The 14,307-nt window shown below is 63.4% G+C and carries 12 protein-coding genes; 1 reads left to right on the forward strand and 11 read right to left on the reverse strand.

Annotated elements, in window-relative coordinates; translation table 11 throughout:
- Window positions 1–216 precede the first annotated feature (216 nt).
- The gene (locus AOG28_RS11850) at window positions 217–819 is read right to left on the reverse strand and encodes a peroxiredoxin (protein WP_043333044.1); all 603 of its coding nucleotides are present in this window, start codon (window positions 817–819) and stop codon (window positions 217–219) included.
- 285 nt (window positions 820–1,104) lie between these two features.
- Entirely contained in the window at window positions 1,105–1,470 is a 366-nt protein-coding gene (locus AOG28_RS17805) for a CPXCG motif-containing cysteine-rich protein (protein WP_082388731.1), read from the reverse strand.
- A gap of 347 nt (window positions 1,471–1,817) precedes the next feature.
- On the opposite strand from AOG28_RS17805, the gene acnA reads away from it, so the two are divergent.
- A complete protein-coding gene (gene acnA, locus AOG28_RS11860; protein ID WP_054556530.1) occupies window positions 1,818–4,577 on the forward strand; it encodes an aconitate hydratase AcnA in 2,760 nt (919 codons plus the stop codon).
- Between the two features lie 152 nt (window positions 4,578–4,729).
- Here acnA and AOG28_RS11865 read toward each other — a convergent pair whose 3' ends face one another.
- The 9 genes from AOG28_RS11865 to rpmG form a co-directional block, all read right to left on the reverse strand.
- Entirely contained in the window at window positions 4,730–6,409 is a 1,680-nt protein-coding gene (locus AOG28_RS11865; protein ID WP_054556531.1) for an NAD-dependent malic enzyme, read from the reverse strand.
- Window positions 6,410–6,720: 311 nt separating this feature from the next.
- Window positions 6,721–7,965 (reverse strand): YeeE/YedE family protein, encoded by a 1,245-nt coding sequence (locus tag AOG28_RS11870; RefSeq protein WP_235507019.1) that lies wholly within the window; start codon window positions 7,963–7,965, stop codon window positions 6,721–6,723.
- A 250-nt stretch (window positions 7,966–8,215) separates the two neighbouring features.
- On the reverse strand, window positions 8,216–9,229 hold the full coding sequence (locus AOG28_RS11875; protein ID WP_054556532.1) for a tryptophan--tRNA ligase: 1,014 nt from the start codon (window positions 9,227–9,229) through the stop codon (window positions 8,216–8,218).
- A 217-nt stretch (window positions 9,230–9,446) separates the two neighbouring features.
- The gene (gene ald, locus AOG28_RS11880; protein WP_054556533.1) at window positions 9,447–10,568 is read right to left on the reverse strand and encodes an alanine dehydrogenase; all 1,122 of its coding nucleotides are present in this window, start codon (window positions 10,566–10,568) and stop codon (window positions 9,447–9,449) included.
- 143 nt (window positions 10,569–10,711) lie between these two features.
- The gene (locus tag AOG28_RS11885) at window positions 10,712–11,218 is read right to left on the reverse strand and encodes an acyl-CoA thioesterase (protein ID WP_054556534.1); all 507 of its coding nucleotides are present in this window, start codon (window positions 11,216–11,218) and stop codon (window positions 10,712–10,714) included.
- Window positions 11,215–11,571: a putative signal transducing protein gene (locus tag AOG28_RS11890; RefSeq protein ID WP_054556535.1), complete on the reverse strand. Its 357-nt coding sequence runs from the start codon at window positions 11,569–11,571 to the stop codon at window positions 11,215–11,217. The genes AOG28_RS11885 and AOG28_RS11890 overlap by 4 nt, the downstream gene beginning before the upstream one ends.
- 174 nt (window positions 11,572–11,745) lie before the next feature.
- On the reverse strand, window positions 11,746–12,936 hold the full coding sequence (locus tag AOG28_RS11895) for a class I SAM-dependent rRNA methyltransferase (protein ID WP_054556536.1): 1,191 nt from the start codon (window positions 12,934–12,936) through the stop codon (window positions 11,746–11,748).
- A gap of 159 nt (window positions 12,937–13,095) precedes the next feature.
- Entirely contained in the window at window positions 13,096–13,911 is an 816-nt protein-coding gene (mutM, locus tag AOG28_RS11900; RefSeq protein ID WP_054556537.1) for a bifunctional DNA-formamidopyrimidine glycosylase/DNA-(apurinic or apyrimidinic site) lyase, read from the reverse strand.
- A gap of 155 nt (window positions 13,912–14,066) precedes the next feature.
- On the reverse strand, window positions 14,067–14,222 hold the full coding sequence (rpmG, locus tag AOG28_RS11905; protein WP_016417370.1) for a 50S ribosomal protein L33: 156 nt from the start codon (window positions 14,220–14,222) through the stop codon (window positions 14,067–14,069).
- Between the last annotated feature and the right edge of the window lie 85 nt (window positions 14,223–14,307).

Consider the following 14,307-nt stretch of genomic DNA (forward strand, 5'->3'; position numbering starts at 1 on the left):
CGCCAGCTTTCAGCACCGGACTCAGACCGGCATCGCAGAAGCTTATGCACAAGCACGAGCCCGCAGGATGGCATTGCCCAGATGCGCGGAAGCCGCCGCCAGGGGCGACGGCTTCCGGTTCGCCTACCTCTCGAGACACTCATTACCGAAGGTTCGAAAGGCAGTCGCGGGATCAGTCAGCGCGAACGCGTGAGCTGATCTCGTCCAGGCAGCGACTTACAGACTGCTGGAGTGGCCTGCCAGGTACTTGGCAACACCTTCAGCGGTGTCCTTCATACCTTCCTGACCTTCTTCCCAGCCTGCCGGGCAGACTTCGCCGTTGGTCTGGTGGAACTGCAGGGCCTTGACCATGCGGACCATCTCGTCGACGTTACGGCCCAGCGGCAGGTTGTTGACGACCTGGTGCTGAACGACACCGTCTTCGTCGATCAGGAAGGAAGCGCGCAGAGCGACGCCAGCTTCCGGATGCTCGATGCCGTATGCCTGGGTGACTTCGTGCTTGACGTCAGCCACGATCGGGAAGCCGACTTCACCGATGCCGCCAGCGTCCGGAGAGGTCTTGCGCCATGCGTGGTGAGTGAACTGGGAATCGATGGACACACCGATGACTTCGACGCCGAGTTCCTTGAACTTCGCCAGACGGTTGTCGTGGGCGATGATTTCAGACGGGCAAACGAAGGTGAAGTCCAGCGGCCAGAAGAACAGCACGCGCAGCTTGCCGTTGGAATCAGACAGCTTGTAGTTGTCGACGATGGTACCGTCGCCCAGCACTGCTGCGGCTTCGAAATCCGGGGCCTGACGTCCGACCAATACGCTCATGGTGATCTCCTGAGGAATAATGATGATAAAGGCAGCGGACCGCCTTTGTGATGAATCGCCACACAGACTAATCGCCACGTGTGGCAGATGCCAAATGTTTGCTGCAATCACCACCATAGAGATTGCCTATGGCAGCTCGATGACGCCAACAACGGGTGTCGGGATCATAAGTGACCTTGGCTGCAGAATACAGCATCTGCCGCGCCCTGCCCCTGCAAGCCTGTCACTTTGCGTCACTGACGCCTGCCGGCGCCGGTGCCAGCGTGCCGCGCAGGTGAGATGCCGTCACAGCACGTCGTCATCCTGGCCGATATCCAGCCCTTCGAGCTCACCGCTGACCGGGTCGACCTGCTGGCGCACCTGGATCGGCTGACAGCAACGCTCGCAGTCGATGATGTTGGTCAGACTGCCCTCGTCCAGATCCAGGAACACCGTGAAGGGTGTGTCGCAGTAGGGGCAGTTGATTTCCGCCTCATGCAGCGCCTCATTGACCGCTCTTTCCTGCTTGTCTTCCAGCAACTCATGGCCCGGCCATTCATCGGACTGCCCCGAGGAATGCTCCGCCAGCCACTGCTCGACCGCCGCATCCAGAACCTCATCATCTTCCGGCAGCTCGCCGGATTCGCTCGGCCTGCGCCCTTGCTCATTCATGACAGCCTCCGTTGTGCCTGATGGTGAACGCGACGGACGTTGCGGGTGGCACCGTCTGGAGTGCCATTGCATTGGATACCTTAGGGGCCGCATTCACGCCGCGCGAGAGTCATGGCGGCAAACTCTATGGCAGCGAACGCGACGCAGGGTTCCTTGCTTCACACTATCCTCGATGATGGTGTGCGCTTGAATTCCTGTCACATGATGACCATAGCCTTATGTAGGCAACCATCCGCGACCTGGCAGTCGCTCTCGCGACGCGTCGCATCCGGCCGAGGCACCTGACGCGCCTGTTGAACGACACTTCAGCAGTCTGGCCGGTGAAGACAACGACAAGGAGGAGAATCATGGGTTCCCAGCGCTCTCAGTCACTGGATTCGCTTGACACCCTCTCCGAGCTGGAAGTCGGAGACAAGCGCTATCACTACTACTCGCTCAAGAAGGCGGCCGACACGCTTGGCGACCTGACGCGACTGCCCTTCACGCTCAAGGTGCTGCTGGAGAATCAGCTGCGCTTCGAGGACGGTGAAACCGCGACCAAGGAAGACATCAAGGCGCTGGCCGACTGGCAGAAGACCGCCTCCAGCACCCACGAGATCGGCTATCGTCCGGCGCGCGTGCTGATGCAGGATTTCACCGGTGTGCCCGGTGTGGTCGACCTGGCCTCCATGCGTGACGCCGTCAAGAAGCTCGGCGCCGACCCCGAGAAGGTCAATCCGCTGACTCCGGTGGACCTGGTCATCGACCACTCGGTGATGGTGGACCACTACGGCGATCCGAGCGCCTTCAAGGACAACGTGCGCATCGAGATGGAGCGTAACCGCGAACGTTACGAATTCCTGCGCTGGGGCCAGCAGGCCTTCGACAACTTCTCCGTCGTCCCGCCGGGCACCGGTATCTGCCACCAGGTGAACCTGGAATATCTCGGCCGCGCCGTCTTCACCCGCGAGGAAGATGGCAAGACCTTCGCCTACCCGGACACCCTGGTCGGCACCGACTCCCACACCACCATGATCAACGGCCTCGGCGTCCTCGGCTGGGGTGTCGGCGGTATCGAGGCGGAAGCCGCGATGCTCGGCCAGCCGGTCTCGATGCTGATTCCGGAAGTGGTCGGCTTCAAGCTGACCGGCAAGCTCAACGAAGGCATCACCGCGACTGACCTGGTGCTGACCGTCACCCAGATGCTGAGAAGCCGTGGCGTGGTCGGCAAGTTCGTCGAGTTCTACGGTGATGGCCTGGATGACCTGCCGCTGGCCGACCGCGCGACCATCGCCAACATGGCGCCGGAGTATGGCGCTACCTGCGGTTTCTTCCCGCTGGATGACGAGACGCTCAACTACATGCGTCTGTCCGGTCGCTCCGATGAGCAGGTCGCGCTGGTCGAGGCCTATGCCAAGGAGCAGGGCCTGTGGCGCGAGCCGGGCCACGAGCCGGTCTTCTCCGATACGCTCGAGCTGGACATGACCGAGGTCGTCGCCTCCCTCGCCGGCCCTAAACGCCCGCAGGACCGCGTCGCCCTCACCGACATCAAGCAGACCTTCGAGAAGATCCTCGGCGATCAGCTGGGTGAAGTGCCGGACATCGAGGACGGCAAGTGGCTGTCCGAAGGTGGCCAGACCGCCGTCGATGTCGAGCAGAGCTACGACAAGCAGAGCGAGGTGAAGAACGGCGATTACAGCGAGCTGAATGGCGAGACCTTCCGCCTCGATCACGGTGATGTCGTCATCGCCGCCATCACCTCCTGTACCAACACCTCCAACCCCAGCGTGATGCTGGCGGCTGGCCTGGTGGCGCGCAAGGCACGCGAGAAAGGCCTGAGCAGCAAGCCGTGGGTCAAGACCTCACTGGCGCCGGGCTCCAAGGTCGTCACCGACTACCTGGCGACTGCCGGCGTGCAGGATGACCTCAACGAGCTGGGCTTCAACCTGGTCGGCTATGGCTGCACCACCTGTATCGGCAACTCCGGCCCGCTGCCGGAACCGGTCGAGGACGCCATCAATACGCGCGACCTGACGGTCGCCTCGGTACTGTCGGGCAACCGCAACTTCGAGGGTCGCGTGCATCCCAACGTGCGTACCAACTGGCTGGCGTCGCCGCCCCTGGTGGTCGCCTATGCCCTCGCCGGCACCGTGCGGGTCGATCTTTCCAAGGAGCCGCTGGGCAAGGACACCGACGGCAATGATGTCTTCCTCAAGGACATCTGGCCGAGTCAGGCCGAGATCGCCGAGGCCGTCGAGCAGGTACGTACCGAGATGTATCGCAAGGAGTACGCCGAGGTCTTCGACGGTGACGAGACCTGGCAGGCCATCGACGTGCCGCAAGCCGAAGTGTATGAGTGGAAGGATTCCACCTACATCCAGCATCCGCCGTTCTTCGAAGGCATGCAGCGTGAACCGGAAGCCGTTCAGGATGTCGAGAATGCCCGCGTGCTGGCGATGCTCGGCGACTCGGTGACCACCGACCACATCTCTCCGGCCGGTGCCATCAAGCCGGACAGCCCGGCGGGTCGCTACCTCAAGGAGAACGGCGTCGAGGTCAAGGACTTCAACTCCTATGGCTCACGTCGCGGCAACCATGAGGTGATGATGCGCGGCACCTTCGCCAACGTGCGCATCCGCAACGAGATGCTCGATGGCGTCGAGGGCGGCGAGACACGCCACGTGCCCTCCGGCGAGCAGATGGCCATCTACGATGCCGCCATGAAGTATGCCGAGGAAGGCACGCCACTGGTGGTGGTCGCGGGCAAGGAGTACGGCACCGGCTCCTCACGTGACTGGGCCGCCAAGGGCACCCTGCTGCTAGGCGTACGTGCGGTGATTGCCGAGTCCTATGAGCGTATCCACCGTTCCAACCTGATCGGCATGGGCGTGGTGCCGCTGCAGTTCCCCGAAGGCGAAAGCCGCCAGTCTCTCGGCCTGACCGGTGATGAGGAAATCAGCATCAGCGGTCTGAATGACCTGACGGCCGGCGGCAAGGTCCAGGTCACCTTCAAGAGCGACAAGGGTGAGCAGAAGATCGAGGCGCTGTGCCGCATCGATACCGACAACGAGCTGGAGTACTACCGCCACGGCGGCATCCTCCACTACGTGCTGCGCGGCATGCTGTAACCCGCCAGCCGCTGACCACAGCGCTGACTGCAATACAAAAGCCCCCGCAGGCATGGCCTGCGGGGGCTTCTTCATTTGCACACTCTGTTTCAGGCAACCTGTTTCAGGCAATCTGCTTCATGCGCTCACTGACGGGTCAGACGCAGGCGCGATCAGAACGCCTTGCGACGGTAGGCGCGGTAACGCGGCTGCCAGAAGTTCTTCTCGATGTTGGCCTGGATGATCTCGTCGCTGGAGGTCAGCGCCACGCCGTCGGCCTGAGCCTGACGTGCTACATCGAAGGCGATCTGACGGCTGATGTCCTGGATGTCGCCCAGTGACGGCAGCAGCGCGCCCTCGCCCTTCAGGACGATCGGGGCGTTGTTGGCCAGCGCATTGGCCGCGGCCATCAGCATGTTGTCGGTGATGCGTGAGGCGCTGGATGCCAGCACACCCAGACCGATGCCCGGGAAGATGTAGGCATTGTTGCACTGGGCAATCGCGTGGGTGTGGCCGTTGTGCTCGACCGGCGCGAACGGGCTGCCGGTGGCGACCAGTGCCTTGCCGTCGGTCCACTCGATGACTTCCGCCGGTGTCGCTTCGACGCGTGAGGTCGGGTTGGACAGCGGCATCACCAGCGGGCTCTCGCAACCGGCCTGCACGGCACGGATCACGTCTTCGCTGAACAGGCCACGCTGGCCGGATACACCGATCAGCACGCTCGGCCTGGCGGCCTTGACCACATCCAGCAGGCCACGGTCACCGAAGTCGGCCACGCTGTCGATATCGTGGGCCAGACGGCTCTGGAAGTCGTAGAGGCCTTCCATGTCGCTGGTCAGCAGACCGAAGCGATCGACCATGAAGACGCGCTTGCGGGCCTCGGCCTCTTCCATGCCTTCCTTGACCATCGCCACCACGATCATCTCGGCGATACCGCAACCGGCGCTACCCGCACCCAGGAAGGTGACGCGCTGGTCGGAGAGCTTCTCGCCCTTGGCCTTGCAGGCCGCCATCAGGGTCGCGACCACCACGGAGGCAGTGCCCTGGATGTCGTCGTTGAAGCAGCAGACTTCATCGCGGTAACGCTCGAGCAGCGGCATGGCGTTGGCCTGCGCGAAGTCCTCGAACTGGATCATGGCCTTCGGCCAGCGACGCTTCACGGCAGTGATGAACTCGGCCACGAAGGCGTTGTAGTCATCACCGGTGACGCGCTCGTGACGCCAGCCCATGTAGCGCGGGTCGTCAAGCAGCTTCTGGTTGTTGGTGCCAAGATCCAGCGAGATCGGCAGGGTGTAGGCCGGGCTGATGCCGCCACAGGCGGTGTACAGCGACAGCTTGCCGATGGGGATGCCCATGCCACCGATGCCCTGATCGCCCAGCCCCAGGATACGCTCGCCATCGGTGACGACGATGACCTTGACGTTGTCCTTGGTCGCGGAGCGCAGGATGTCATCCATGTGCTCGCGGTCCGGGTAGGAGATGAACAGGCCGCGGTGGTTGCGGTAGATGTTGGAGAACTCCTCGCACGCCTGACCGACGGTCGGGGTGTAGATGATCGGCATCATCTCCTCGAGGTGTTCCTCGATCACGCGGAAGAACAGGGTCTCGTTGTCGTCCTGCACCGAGCGCAACAGGATGTGCTTGTCGAGGTCGGTGGCGCACTGCTGATACTGGCTGTAGACGCGCGCGACCTGCTCTTCGATGCTCTCGACATTCTGCGGCAGCAAGCCCATCAGATTGAAGCTGACACGCTCCTCGAGGCTGAAGGCGCTGCCCTTGTTGAGCAGCGGCATCTCGAGCAGGCTCGGGCCGGCGTAAGGAACGTACAGGGCGCGCTTGGAAGTATCCGTCATGGCGAGACTCTTGAATCAGTGGGGACGACCTCACGCTCGGCAAGCTTCTCGGCATGCCGGCAGACAAGCGCAGCATGCCCGCTGAAGCACCGCAGAAGACCTGCTGGCAACCGGGCGTCCGAGGGACCTTTCGACGTGCAGTTTCCACGTGCGAACAAGGCATGATGATAGCACGCGCAGTGCTATCTCCGGCAGCCTGTGCAAGGTCGGCGTGCGTTGCGCAGACAAGGGTACTGCATGACGAGAAACGCCCCGCTCATCCCCCTGACGGGGAAGGAGCGAGGCGTTCGCGGTCACGCGCGGGGAATGGCTCAGGCCAGATCGGCACGCGATGCCGGCTTGCGCGGCGCAAGGGCGAAGAAGGGACGCAGCTTCACGCCCAGCATGTTGCCGGCGAAGGCCATCACCAGCCATAGCCAGCCATGCAGGCTGCCGGAGGAGATGCCGCCGAAGTAGGCGCCGATGTTGCAGCCGAAGGCCAGGCGCGCGCCGTAACCCAACAGCATGCCACCCAGCACGGCAGCCACCAGCGAGCGCAGCGGAATGTTCCACTTCGGCGCGAACTTGCCGGCCAGCAGCGCTGCCGCCAGCGCCCCCACCACGATGCCGATGTTCATCACCGTGGTGATGTCCGTGTAGAGCGGTGCCGCCAGTGCCTTGGCATTGCCCGCCGCCTGCCAGTAACCCCAGTCACTGACATCGAAGCCCAACGTGGTGTAGACCTTGGTGCCCCACAGCGCGAAGGCCGAGGTGATGCCCCACGGACGCCCGGCCAGCGCCAGGGTGGCGAAGTTGAGCAGCGCCAGCGCCACGGCGCCCGCCAGCAGCGGCCAGGGGCCGCGCAGGAAACGTGACAGGCCGCGCGGCTGGCTGTCGGTCACGGCGGCCTTCTCGAGCTCACCATGACGACGCTTCTCCAGCGTGCGTGTCACCAGCACGATGATGGCGAACAGCGCCAGGCTGACGATGATACCGCCCAGCGCACCGAAGCTGTCCACCAGCGAGACGGCGGGCAGCGACGGCAGGCTCTGCCACCAGCTGAAGTGCGCGGTGCCGATCACCGAGCCGACGCAGAAGAAGATCAGGGTGATCACCATGCGCGCATTGCCGCCGCCGACGGTGAACAGCGTGCCCGAGGCGCAACCGCCGCCCAGCTGCATGCCGAGACCGAACAGGAAGGCGCCGACCACGACGGAGGTGCCCAGCGGCGAGACGAAGCCGGAGACGTCCTGCCCCCACAGGCTGCCCGCTGCCAATACCGGGAAGAACAGCACCACGGCAATCGCCAGCATCAGCATCTGCGCACGCAGGCCACGGCCACGACGCTCGGTGATGAACACTCGCCAGGCGGAGGTGAAGCCGAAGGCCGCGTGATAGAGCACCACGCCCAGCGCGCCGCCGATCAGCAGCAGCAGGCCCTGGCGCCAGCCGGCGACCAGGCCCAGCAGCACTGAGGCAATGACCAGCAGCCCACCCGCCCAGACGGCGCGAGGGTTGATGGTGGTAGATGGCTGGGCAGGCTCACTGGCCTTGCCCGGCATCACGTGTTGACTCATGTCGTACCCCCTTGTGTATTCAGCATGCTTGAAGCATTGATGCGGCAAGCCTAACGCGTCGCTTTATAGCTGTGAATGAATTTCCAGCACGCTTTTCATTCCCCGCGGGTATATGCCTGACATCACGCCCCGGGCGCCATCAGCATGACAGCCCCGAAGACGCCACCCTCTGAAACGACGGTGCCAGCAACAGAAACCCCCGCCATCCGGGAAGATGACGGGGGCCGATCGAGCAGCATGGACGGGCGACCTAGAGGAAGTTGCCCAGACCGACGGCGCGACGCAGACGCTCCATCATCGGTGCGGCCTCTTCGCGGGCCCGCTCGGCGCCACGCTTGAGGATCGCCTCGACATGCGCCGGGTCTTCCATCAGCTCGACGTAACGCTCGCGCGGCGCCTTGAGGTGGTCATTCAGGTATTCGAACAGCTGGTTCTTGGCGTCGCCCCAGCCGATACCGGCCGCGTACTGCTCACGCATGGCGGCGACTTCCGCCTCGGTGGCGAAGGCCGAATAGATCTGAAACAGCGAACAGGTATCCGGGTCCTTCGGCTCGCCCGGCTCCAGCGAGTTGGTCTTGATCTTGCGCACGCTCTTGAGCAACTGCTTCTCGGTGCCGAACAGCGGGATGGTGTTGTTGTAGCTCTTGGACATCTTGCGACCATCGAGACCCAGCAGCAGCTGGGATTTCTCGTCGGTCACCGCCTCGGGCATGGTGAAGTAGTTGCCCTTGAAGAGGTGGTTGAAGCGTCCGGCCATGTCGCGCGCCATCTCGATATGCTGGATCTGGTCACGCCCCACCGGCACCTTGTGCGCATTGAACATCAGGATGTCCGCCGCCATCAGCACCGGATAGCTGAACAGCCCCATGCTGATGCCACGATCCACGTCCTCGATGCCCGCTTCCTCGTTCTCGGCCACGGCGCCCTTGTAGGCATGCGCACGATTCATGAGGCCCTTGGCGCAGACACAGTTGAGCAACCACATCAGCTCCGGAATCTCAGGCACATCCGACTGGCGATAGAAGATGGCGTTGTCGGTGTCCAGCCCCAGCGCCAGCCAGGTGGCGGCGATCTCACGGCGGGATTCCTGCACGCGCTTCGGGTCCTGACACTTGATCAGAGCATGGAAATCGGCGAGGAAATAGAAGGACTGGACCGTCGGGTCCTGGCTGGCCTCGATGGCGGGCTTGATGGCGCCGACATAGTTGCCGAGGTGAGGGGTGCCGGTGGTCGTGATGCCGGTAAGAACGCGGGTCTTGGTCATGGATGCACTTCTTGGGCGTCTGAGTCGGGGAGCGTGCCACTTGGCGGGACCTGCTCACAATGAATCACGACAGGGCACGACGGCGCGCATCACGATGCGATGAACCCGCCATGTCCTGCCGCTGCATTGCACTCATCTTACCCTGAGGGGCATGGCCTTCGTAAGGGCCGGACAGACGACCAGCGCCCCATGCACGCCATGTGCCCACCGGCAGGTGTCAGCCCTTTGCCAGTGCATCTTCCAGCGAGATCACCGGCATGCCGAAGGCAGCGCCGACTTCCGCAATCGTCAGCTGGCCGGCATGCACGTTGAGGCCTGCCGCGAAGTGACGATCTTCCCGCAATACCTTGCGATAGCCGCCATTGGCGAGCTTCACCACATAAGGCAGCGTCGCGCTGGTGAGTGCCTGGGTCGAGGTACGCGCCACGGCCCCCGGCATGTTGGCCACGCAATAATGCACGACACCATCGACGAGATAGGTCGGTTCCGCATGGGTCGTGGCGCGACTGGTCTCGAAACATCCGCCCTGATCGATCGCGACATCCACCAGTACCGCACCGGGCATCATGTTGCGCAGATGCTCGCGACGGATCAGCTTGGGGGCCGCGGCACCGGGCACGAGCACGGCCCCAATGATCAATGCCGAATGGCGTACCGCCTCATCCAGTGCCTCGGATGTCGAATAGACCGTACGAATCTGCCCCTGATAGCGGTGATCCAGCGTCTCGAGGCGGTTCAATGACGTATCGAGAATCACCACCTCGGCGCCCAGCCCCAGCGCCATGCGCGCCGCATTCTCCCCCACCACGCCGCCGCCGATCACCGTGACCCGCGCCGGTGGCACGCCAGGCACACCGGGCAACAGCCCCCCCATCCCGCCTTGCGCCTTCTCCAGCGCATGCGCGCCGGCCTGGATCGCCATGCGCCCGGCAACGCGGCTCATGGGCGCCAGCAGCGGCAGACCACCGGCGGTGTCGGTGATGGTCTCGTAGGCAATCGCGGTCACCCCGCTATCCAGCAGGCTTTCGGTCAGCTCACGGGCGGCGGCCAGATGCAGGTAGGTGAACAATGTCTGGCCGCTGGTGAGACGTGCCACCTCGGCCGACTGAGGCTCCTTGACCTTGAGTATCAGCTCGGCCTCACGAAAGACCTGCTCGACATCCGATTCAAGACGAGCCCCGACCCCCTGGTACTCGGCGTCACTGAACCCACTGCCCTCACCCGCACCACGCTCGACGATGACGTCATGGCCATGGGCAATCAGCTCTCGCACCCCGGCGGGCGTCAGAGCGACACGGTATTCATGGTTCTTGATTTCCTTCGGCACGGCGATCTGCATGACGAGCTCCTTGCACTGCTGGCGGAATACGGCGATGTCATCTCGACACCTCCTACAAGCACAGCAGACTCGTCAGCGTCGCGCCAATCAGATGCCAGCAAGATTCACCAAAACACGACAGCAATGCAGTGGAATGCAGGGAATCATCGTTGGCTGGCAGCATCCTCGCTCACCAGCACAGCCGAATAGCATTCACGGTAAGCCTCGGGCATGCGTCTGGCTCGCCCACTCGAGAGTTCGATGCAGACGAAGCGCGTGCGTGCCTCCAACAGCGTCAGACCATCCGAGCAACGACGCAGCTGAAAGCGGCGCGTCAGGCTCAGGCGGCCATCGCACGCCACCAGCCAGGTGGCCAGCATCAGCGAATCGCCAAGCCGTGCGCTGGCCAGATAGTCGATCTCGTGACGATGCACCGCCATGCCGCGGTCCTGCTCACGGTAGTGCGCCAGGCCAAGCCCCAACGCTTCGGAGTGTGCCCAGCTGATGTCCTCCAGCCAGCGCACATACTCGGCATTGTTGACGTGACCATAACCATCCAGCGCCTTCTTCTTCACGCTGATCGGCAACAGGAACGGGCGTGGCAGTGCCCAGCCGGGGGAATCTTGCGTCAACGGCGGCGCGTCGCTCGCCTTCGAGGTGCCTTTGCTCATGCCACGAACTCCGGGTCCTCATCGCGCGGACGCGCCTGTGGTGCGGCCTGCTGCGGCGCGCTTGCCCCACACGCCCAGCACTCGCTGAAGCTGCCCTCGAGATGTTCGCCACAGGCACACTGCCAGTCCGGCAGGGCCGGCGCGGCCTCGATGCTCGCCAGCAGGCGGCGGGCACGTGGAAGGTCATGCTCTGCCACCCACAGCTGGGGCTCGCAGTCGAGCACGGGCAACTCGCCCGCGGCCGAACCGAGCAGGCGATTACGCAGCTCACAGGAGATACCCTCGCTTTCCAGCAGGTTGCGCCAGTGATCGAGCAGCACGAGATTGTGATGAGATGTCAGTCGTCTATACATGCCGTCAGACTATCAGAGTCCATGAGCCATGGACGATTAGCCAAAAGCGAGCTGAAGTCGATAGGCCAGCCACAGACGACTCACAAGCCACAGACGACAACGCCGCCCCGAAGGGCGGCGTTGTCGTCGATACCGGATGGCACAGCCATCAGTCCTGATATCCGTCAGGCGTCATCAGTCGCGATAGACGCGCACACCGAGGGCCTTGAGGTAGGAAGTCTCGGGGATGGACGGGTGCACCGGGTGGTCACTGGCCTGATGGCCCTGGAAGATGACCTGACCATGGCGGTCCTGGTGACGCACGGCGCCACGCACCACATCCATCAGGCGCTCCGGCGCCAGATGCATGGAGCAGGAGCCGGACATCAGCAGGCCGTCACGGCCCAACAGGCGCATGGCTTCACGGTTGAGGCGTGCATAGGCGCGCTCACCGTTGGTGATGTCCTTGCGCTTGCGGATGAAGGCGGGCGGATCCGCGATGATGACGTCGAACTGCTCGCCTTCCGCACGCAGGGCCGAGAGGGCCTCGAAGACATCCGATTCCGCGATGGAGACGCGGTCCTCGACACCGTTGAGCACGGCATTGCCCGAGACGCGCTCGAGTGCCGCGCCGGAAGCATCGACACACAGCACTTCGCTGGCGCCATGCGCCGCCGCCTGCACACCCCAGCCACCGACGTAGCTGAACAGGTCCAGCACGCGCTTGCCTGCCACCTGACGATTCAGCCAGGCACGGTTGTCGCGGTGATCATAGAACCAGCCGGTCTTCTGGCCATCCAGTACCGGCGCGCTGAACTGGACCCCATTCTCTTCCAGCAGCACGCTTTCCGGCAGCTCGCCATAGACGACTTCGACGTTGCGCTCGAGCTGTTCCTGACGGCGACCGCTGGAATCGTTCTTGAACACGATGGCGGTCGGCTTGACGACCTTCAAGAGCGCATCGACGATCACTTCCGCCAGTCGCTCCATGCCGAAGGTGTTGAGCTGGCAGACCAGCACGTCGCCGAAGCGATCGACGATCAGACCCGGCAGCAGGTCGCCCTCGCCGTGGACCAGACGGTAGAACGGCTTGTCATAGAGGCTCTCGCGCAGCGACAGTGCCTGGTTGAAGCGATGCACCAGCAGCGAGCGGTCCAGACGCTGTTCCGGGTTGCGCGAGACGATACGCGCGCAGATCAGCGAGTTCGGGTTGACGTAGGCAACGCCCATCGCGCGGCCGTTGCTGGCCTCGATGATCGCCTGGGCACCCGGCTCGAAATTCTTGAGCGGCGTCGCGACGGTATCGACTTCATTGGAGTACAGCCACAGATGGCCAGCCTTGAGGCGGCGATCAGCATTCTTCTTCAGGCGCAGACGTTCAGTCACGGGAATCATCCATAAGACAGGGAAAGGGACAGGACGACGACAGGGCGCGCCCGAATGGGGCCATTCTAGTCGTCATGGCGGCCCCGGTCACGGAGCCTCCGGTCAAGTGATCATCAAGGGCCAGCGAGACATGTCTGACCCGTGCCGGCACGAACGGCACTAGCTCTGACAATGAGGGCAGAAGCAGCTGGCACGCTGCCCGAGCACCAGGCTCATGATCTCATGGCCACACTCACGGCAGGGCTCGCCCCCTCGCCCATAGACGTTGAGGCGCTGGGCGAAGTAGCCGGGCTTGCCATCACCACCGACGAAATCACGCAAGGTGGTACCGCCTTGCTCGATGGCAGCCGCCAGCACGCTGCGCGAGGCCTCGGCGAGGCGCTCATATTCCTCCAGAGAGGTCTCCCCCGCCGGACGACGCGGGTCGATGCCAGCCATGAAGAGCGCCTCACTGGCGTAGATGTTGCCCACGCCGACCACATTGGCGTTGTCCATCAGGAAAGGCTTGATCGCCACGCGTCGCTTGCGCGAGCGCGCGAAGAGAAGCTCACCGGTGAAGGCATCCGACAAGGGCTCCGGCCCGAGCCTCGCCAGACGTGTGTCAGCGTGCGGGTCACCGCGCACGAAGTCGACGAAACCGAAGCGACGCGGGTCGTGATAGCGCAACACCTGGCCATTGCCCAGCACCACATCGACATGGTCATGCGTACGGGGCGGCGTGCCGATGGGTACCAGCCTCAGACTGCCGGACATGCCCAGATGCCAGAGCAGGTGGCCATCGGCGATCGGCAACAGCAGGTACTTGGCACGGCGCGAGAGCTCACCGAAACGCTGCCCCACCAGCCACTCCGCCAGCTCACTCGGTACTGGCGTGCGCAGCCGTGGCTGACGCACGATCACCTCGGTGACCTCCTGGCCCTCGACCAATGGTGCGATACCACGGCGAGTCGTCTCGACTTCCGGTAATTCGGGCATGCTTCCTCCTCGACTGACCGCCAGACGCACAACAGGGTGACGACAGAAGCCGCCACCCTGTTGCAGGATGCCGGAACTCCGACATCCAGATACTCGAAAACCCGGTCAGGACCGGGTTTTCGAGGGTTCCGACAGCACGCTGGCGGGAGACAAGATCACTTGATCTTGGCTTCCTTGTACATCACGTGCTTGCGAACGACCGGATCGTACTTCTTGAATTCAAGCTTGTCCGGAGTGTTACGCTTGTTCTTGTCGGTGGTGTAGAAGTGGCCAGTACCGGCACTTGACACCAACTTGATCTTGTCACGCATTTTCAGTTTCCTTCCACAGTCGCATTCACCGAACGATTGAGAGCGTTGCCCTCGGCTCGGTTGCCATTGCTACAGGGGCTGTCTT

The sequence above is a fragment of the Cobetia sp. UCD-24C genome, from assembly GCF_001306765.1.
GTDB lineage: Bacteria > Pseudomonadota > Gammaproteobacteria > Pseudomonadales > Halomonadaceae > Cobetia > Cobetia amphilecti.

Coding starts and splice junctions, on each gene's coding strand:
- AOG28_RS11850 (WP_043333044.1), bottom strand. CDS start 819: ATGAGCGTATTGGTCGGACGTCAGGCCCCGGATTTCGAAGCCGCAGCA.
- AOG28_RS17805 (WP_082388731.1), bottom strand. CDS start 1,470: ATGAATGAGCAAGGGCGCAGGCCGAGCGAATCCGGCGAGCTGCCGGAA.
- acnA (WP_054556530.1), top strand. CDS start 1,818: ATGGGTTCCCAGCGCTCTCAGTCACTGGATTCGCTTGACACCCTCTCC.
- AOG28_RS11865 (WP_054556531.1), bottom strand. CDS start 6,409: ATGACGGATACTTCCAAGCGCGCCCTGTACGTTCCTTACGCCGGCCCG.
- AOG28_RS11870 (WP_235507019.1), bottom strand. CDS start 7,965: ATGAGTCAACACGTGATGCCGGGCAAGGCCAGTGAGCCTGCCCAGCCA.
- AOG28_RS11875 (WP_054556532.1), bottom strand. CDS start 9,229: ATGACCAAGACCCGCGTTCTTACCGGCATCACGACCACCGGCACCCCT.
- ald (WP_054556533.1), bottom strand. CDS start 10,568: ATGCAGATCGCCGTGCCGAAGGAAATCAAGAACCATGAATACCGTGTC.
- AOG28_RS11885 (WP_054556534.1), bottom strand. CDS start 11,218: ATGAGCAAAGGCACCTCGAAGGCGAGCGACGCGCCGCCGTTGACGCAA.
- AOG28_RS11890 (WP_054556535.1), bottom strand. CDS start 11,571: ATGTATAGACGACTGACATCTCATCACAATCTCGTGCTGCTCGATCAC.
- mutM (WP_054556537.1), bottom strand. CDS start 13,911: ATGCCCGAATTACCGGAAGTCGAGACGACTCGCCGTGGTATCGCACCA.
- rpmG (WP_016417370.1), bottom strand. CDS start 14,222: ATGCGTGACAAGATCAAGTTGGTGTCAAGTGCCGGTACTGGCCACTTC.